The sequence below is a fragment of the Microcoleus sp. T2B6 genome, from assembly GCF_036700475.1.
Classification (GTDB): domain Bacteria; phylum Cyanobacteriota; class Cyanobacteriia; order Cyanobacteriales; family Microcoleaceae; genus Microcoleus.
In genome coordinates this window covers 1-6866 of sequence record NZ_JAUBOZ010000191.1, presented here as the reverse complement: position 1 = coordinate 6866, position 6866 = coordinate 1, and the positions used below count along the sequence as shown (strand labels likewise).

Annotated in this window: 2 protein-coding genes; both read left to right on the top strand. The window is 45.0% G+C overall.

The genetic code is table 11. The features are described 5' to 3' along the window. The first annotated feature begins 611 nt into the window (after positions 1–611). Positions 612–5462: a PAS domain S-box protein gene (locus tag QUA00_RS35820; protein ID WP_333413307.1), complete on the top strand. Its 4851-nt coding sequence runs from the start codon at positions 612–614 to the stop codon at positions 5460–5462. A 5-nt stretch (positions 5463–5467) separates the two neighbouring features. Continuing rightward, on the top strand, positions 5468–6796 hold the full coding sequence (locus QUA00_RS35815; RefSeq protein WP_333413305.1) for a response regulator: 1329 nt from the start codon (positions 5468–5470) through the stop codon (positions 6794–6796). The last annotated feature ends 70 nt before the right edge of the window (positions 6797–6866 follow it).

The following is a 6866-nucleotide window of genomic DNA, read 5'->3' as shown; positions in this document are numbered from 1 at the left end:
CGTCCCGCCCGTCCTTTTTGGACGGGCGGGACGCCCATCCCACTTTCAAGAGTGGAAGTTATTTAATTCTCATTCCTAAGTGAAAATTTAACGGATATAGCTAAAATTGATAACGTTCCAAGAAGACTTGGCATTCTACAGACATGGGGGACAAATTATAACTTAATCACATTTGTCAATCCGTAATTTTACTGAAAATACTGCTTATTTAGGAGTGGAAAATTGGCGATTTGGGGGTATGTGGGCATAAATATGCCGATCGCCATGATTGCTCGATCGCCCAAATCTAAGTTCTACACCCAAAATCTGAGTAAATGCTGAGCATAATTGCTGATTGACCAATGCTTCCCTAGCTTAAGTTGTCACCAATGTTCTACCAATAGGATTGATTAGCAATAGAATTGATGAGAATGAGAAATAGAAATACTTGGCGATACATCCGAAGAATTAAGGGAAATAGTGTCGCAAGGGATACATATATCGCAGATTGAAAGCCTAATAGTCGCGCTACTGAACGTTTTCTTCATTACCCAAATTGGAGGCAACGAAAACCTTGCGATCGCACAATTGGACAGAAGTTCTAGAATAAAAGCTGAAATGCACGATCGAACATGACCAAATTACCACCAGAGAAAACCCAACCGCCACAGCAAGAAAGCGCAACAGCACAGGCATTGCGGCAGGCTCACTTCGACGCTTTTTTTGCAGGTGCGAATGCCGGAATGGTGATTTTTGACCGCCAACTCCGGTATGTCCAAATAAACGAAGTTCTGGCCCAGACTAATGGCGTTTGTGTGGCAGACCATATTGGTAGGTCAGTGCGTGAAGTGCTGCCAGAATTGGCTCCGACTGTGGAACCGATGCTGCAAGGCATTCTGGATACAGGCAAGCCGGTTCTCGACTATGAATTAGTGGGTGAAACGCCGAAAGAACCGGGCATCCTGCGCTACTGGCAAGCATCTTACTACCCTTTGCGGGATGAAAATGGCATCATTTTTGGTATTGGTGGGATTGTAATTGAAATTAGCGCTCGCAAGCGGGCAGAACAAAAGCAGGCACGACTGACGGCAATTTTGGAAGCAACTTCCGACTTAGTAGGAGTTGTGGATGTGACTGGGCATAGTGTCTATCTCAACAAAGCCGGACAGGAAATGCTGGGGATGTCACCAGAGGAAGCACGATCGCCCTTTACTATAGATTCTGTATTAGCTCCCTCGGCAAAAGCAAAGTTCCACAACGAAATAATTCCCACCGCCTTGCGAGAGGGTAGGTGGGCTGGTGAAATCCTATTTTTGTCACGCGATGGGGAAGAAATTCCAGTCTCCCAGGTTTTGATCGTTCACAAAACGGAAGCGGGCGAAGTCGAGTTTATTTCCACTATTGTGCGGGATATTCGCGATCGCAAAAACGCAGAAGATGTCCTGAAACAAAGTGAAGAACGATTTCGTTCTTTGATCGAAGCTACCGCTCAAATTATTTGGATCGCTAATGCTGAGGGCGAATTGGCCGGCGAGCAACCTACTTTATGTGCATTTACAGGACAGACATTTGATGATTACAAGGTAGGGGGTGGGCTCAACGCTATCCATCCAGACGATCGCTCGTCTATTGCCACTGCCTGGTCAACTGCTGTTGCTAATCGATCGTTCTATGAAGTTGAATTTCGTATGCGCCGCTATGACGGGGAATATCGCTACATGAGTTGTCGTGGTGTCCCAATTCTGAATGCGGATGGTTCAATTCGGGAATGGATTGGGGCTAATACAGATATTACCGATCGCCAACAAGCTGAAGAAGCTCTGCGCGAACAGCAAGCTGCGCTGCGCGATCGCAACGTCTTGCTTAGCTCGATTTTGGAAAGTACCCCAGACATAATTGTGGTTAAAGACCGGGAAGGCCGATATGTTGCCATTAATTCCTTTGTGGCAAAATCCTTTTACGGTAGATCCATTGAGGAAATTATCGGTAAAGATGATTCGGAACTCCTTCCCCCGGAGGCCGCCGTTGCAATAATGGCAAAAGACCGCCAGATCATGGAAGCAGGCATTACTGAAACCTACGAAGAAGAGGTTTTCAATGGAAAAGAGAATACTTCTTTTTTAACCACAAAAGCCGCTTGGCGGGACGCTCAGGGCAATATTATTGGCCTGATCGCCATAGCACGAAACATTAACGACCGCAAACAAGCTGAAGCTAATCTGCGCGATCGCAATGCACTGCTAAACTCGATTTTGGAAAGTACACCAGACTTCATTGTCGTTAAAGATCCGGAAGGGCGTCATGTTGCCCTTAACTCGAATTTGGCAAACTTCATGGGCAAGCCAATTGAGGAAATTATCGGCAAAAATGATTTGGAATTACTGCCGCCTGACAGTGCCTGTGCAATTATGGCAAAAGATCGTCAAGTCATGGCAGCAGGCATCACTGAGACTTACGAGGAAGATGTCTCAGACGGTGAAAAAACCGCGACTTTTTTCACTACAAAAGCTCCTTGGCGGGATGGTAATGGCAATATCCTCGGCATCATCGCCACAACACGAGATATTAGCGATCGCAAAAAAGTCGAGCAAACACTCCGTCAAACCCTAGAAATACTGGACTTAGCCAGCGATGGTATCATTATTCGGGATATGGATGACCGCATCATATACTGGAACCAAGGTGCAGAAAAGCTCTATGGTTGGACAAAAGCCGAAGTAGTCGGGCAGTACATTCATACATTCTTAGAAACCGTCTTCCCTAAACCGTTAGAAATCGTATTGGCAGAGTTTTTCCAGCAGGGAACTTGGGAAGGAGAACTGCAGCACACCACCCGTGATGGTCGGGATATTATTGTGGCAAGTCGCTGGACATTACAGCGCGATGGGGAAGGAAAGCCTTGTGCCCAACTCGAAATCAATAATGACATTAGCGATCGCAAACAAGCCGAAGAGGCTATCAAACAAAGCGAAGAACGCTATAGATCGCTAATCGCTGCTACCTCCCAACTTGTCTGGACAGCGGATGCTGAAGGAAGATCCGTGGATCAACCGAGTTGGAGAGCTTACACCGGACAAACCGAAGCCCAGATGGCTGATGGTTTTGGCTGGTTAGATGCAATTCACCCGGACGATCGCGAACGAACGCTTCAGGTGTGGATGGAATCAGTGCAAACGAAAACCCTGGTTGACATAGAATATCGAATCCGGAGAGCGGATGGAAACTATCGTTATTTTCAAGTTAGAGGGGTGCCAATTCTGAATGAAGATGGTAGCATCCGGGAGTGGATTGGCACTTGCACCGATATCCACGATCGCAAACAAGCGGAAGATGCTCTAAAACAAAGCGAAGAACGCTATCGATCGCTAATCCTTGCCACATCCCAAATTGCTTGGACAGCGGATGTTGAAGGAAGATGTCCAGATATGCCGAGTTGGAGAGCTTACACCGGACAAACCGAAGCTGAGGCGCTTGGTTTTGGTTGGCTAGATGCGATTCACCCGGACGATCGCGAACGAACGAATCAGGTGTGGATGGAAGCAGTGACAACGAGAACCCTGTACGACATAGAATATCGAATCCGGGGAGCGGATGGAAACTATCGTTATTTTCAAGGTAGGGGAGTACCAATTCTCGATGAAGATGGCAACATCCGGGAGTGGGTTGGCACTTGCAGCGATATCCACGATCGCAAACAAGCGGAAGATGCTATAAAACAAAGCGAAGAACGCTATCGTTCGCTAACCCTTGCCATCTCCCAAATTGTCTGGACAACCGATCCTGAAGGAAGATGCCAGGATTCACCGAGTATGAGAGCTTACACCGGACAAACGGAAGCTGAGGTGGTTGGTTTTGGCTGGTTAGATACAATCCACCCGGACGATCGGGAACGAACTGTTCAGGTGTGGATGGAAGCAGTGCAAACGAGAAGCCTGTTTGAGATGGAATATCGAATGCGCGGAACGGATGGAAACTATCGTTATTTCCAAGCTAGAGGGGTGCCACTTCTCGATGAAGATGGCAGCATCCGGGAGTGGGTTGGCACTTGCATCGATATCCAGGATCGCAAACAAACAGAAATCGTACAGGCAAAAGCCAGGGAAGCTGCAGAAGCCGCAAGTCGCGCAAAAAGTGAATTTCTTGCCAACATGAGCCACGAATTGCGGACTCCGCTTAATGGCATCATGGGATACGCGCAGATTCTTCAGCGTTCCAAAGTGTTGAATGAAGAAGAGCGATCGCGCATTGATGTCATTTATCAGTGCGGTTCGCATTTACTGACGTTAATCAATGATATTCTCGATTTGTCGAAGATTGAAGCACAGAAAGTGGAACTAATGCCCACCGATTTTCATTTCCCGGCGTTCCTGCAAGGTGTAGCAGAGATGTGTCGCATCCGAGCTGAAATTAAGGGAATTCACTTTCATTTTCCTTCAAGCCCCGAACTGCCGATCGGCATTCATGCGGATGAAAAACGCTTGCGACAAGTGTTAATTAATCTTTTAAGCAACGCTATTAAATTTACGGATGAGGGCAGTGTCACTTTTATAGTCAGTTTTGCCACAGAAGGAAAAATTCGCTTTGAAATACGCGATACAGGTACCGGCATTGCCCAAGAGCAACTCCAAGCTATCTTTCAGCCCTTCGAGCAGGTAGGCGATCGCAGACGGCAGACGGAAGGCACCGGGCTGGGATTGGCAATTAGCCAAAGGATTGTAGAACTAATGGGCAGTACCATTCAGGTTCAAAGTGAGATGAATGTTGGCAGTATTTTCTGGTTTGATGTTAGTCTGCCTCAAGCCGATGAATGGGTGAAAACGTCTCAAATCGACCATCACGGGCAGATTATCGGCATCAAAGACCGCCAACCTAAGATTGTGGTTATTGATGACAAATGGGCTAACCGTTCGGTAATTAACAATTTGCTCAGTCCGATCGGCTTTGAGGTGTTTGAAGCGAACGATGGGCTTGAAGGCTGGGAAAAAATTCTAGAGGTGCAGCCAGATTTAATTGTTACCGACCTATTAATGCCCGAACTCGATGGCTTCGAGGTGATTAAGCGGGTTCGAGAATCGGAAAATTTCAAAGACACCGTGATTATTGTCTCTTCTGCCAGCGTATTTGAAACCGATCAATACAGAAGTTTAGAGGCAGGAGGCAACGCCTTTATTCCCAAACCAATTCAAGCAACTGAACTCCTGCAAAACTTACAACAGTATCTTGATTTGGAATGGGTTTATGAAGCTAATGAAGAGCCACTGGCGAGATCCTCAGACACCGATGAGCTAATTGCCCCACCTGCTACAGAAATGGAAATGCTATACGAGCTGGCTATGAAAGGAAATTTCCTAGAAATAGTTAAGCAGGCGATATTACTTGAAGAACTAGAGCCCCAATACATTCCCTTTGCTAAAAGATTGCATCAAATGGCAAAGGACTTTCAAGACGAAGAGCTTTTAACGTTTATTGAGTCCTACAAGTAAGGTTTATGAATTCAGAAATTCAAGCAAATGGTACGATTCTTATAGTTGATGACAATTCAGCTAACTTGGGTGTTTTATCTGATGCCTTAAGCCAAGAAGGATTTGAAGTTCGGGTTGCAAAATCTGGCAAAATGGCACTAGAGCGAGTCAAATATGCTCTACCGGATCTAATCTTGCTAGATGTCATGATGCCAGAAATTGATGGATTTGAAACCTGTCGTCGATTACAGGCTAATCCAGAAACTAAACAGATTCCCATTATATTTATGACTGCTCTCTCGGATACGGCTAATAAAGTTGAGGGGTTTAAGCTTGGGGCTGTAGATTATATTACCAAACCCTTCCAACAGGAGGAAGTATTAGCTCGCGTCAAGCTGCATTTAAAGCTTCATGTTCTAGCTGACAAATTAGAAGAAAAAAATATCTTATTGGAGCAAAAAGTTTTAGAAGTCAGCCAAGCCTATGAAGATTTACAACAAATGCAGCTTAAGTTAATCCAAAGCGAAAAAATGTCCGGCTTAGGGCAAATGGCGGCTGGGATTGCTCATGAAATAAACAACCCTATAAATTTCATATCTGGCAATCTGGGTTATGCCCAAGAGTACGCTCATAACTTACTAAAAATTATACATCTCTATCAAGAAGATTATGTAAATCCCACCCCTCGGATTCAAGCCGTAATGGATGAAATAGAACTGGAATTTGTGGAGGAAGATTTTATCAAAGTTCTTAACTCAATCAACTTAGGAACGCAGCGCATCCAGGAGATTGTCAAGTCTATGCGAATCTTTTCTCGCCTAGATGAGGCAGAGGTGAAAGCTGTAAATATTCATGAAGGAATTGATAGTACACTCACCATCCTGCATCATCGTTTAAAAGCAAAACCAGAGCATCCTGAGATTGAACTAATAAAAAAGTACGGTCAGCTTCCACCAGTAGAATGCCATGCCGGACAATTAAATCAAGTGTTCATGAATATTATTTCCAATGCCATTGATGCTTTAGATGAAGCGAATCAGCAGCGTTCTTTTGCAGAAATCCAACAACACCCGAACCGTATTCAAATTTCTACAAAAGTAATTGACGAGAATTGGGTTGCTATTCATATTAGTGACAACGGTAGGGGAGTTTGCGAAACTTTAAAGCCGAAAATATTTGACCCTTTTTTTACCACCAAACCTATCGGTAAAGGAACTGGATTGGGGTTATCTATTAGTTACCAAATTATCGTTGAAAAGCATGGCGGCAGATTATACTGCCAGCCTGGATTAGGAAAGGGAATAGAATTCGTCATTGAAATTCCTATTCGGCAGCAAGCTTGTAAAGCTGCTTAGGATCGCGAATTAAATAACTTACAATTTTAATTGTTATTGTGGGATGGGCGTCCCGCCCGTCCTTTTTGGA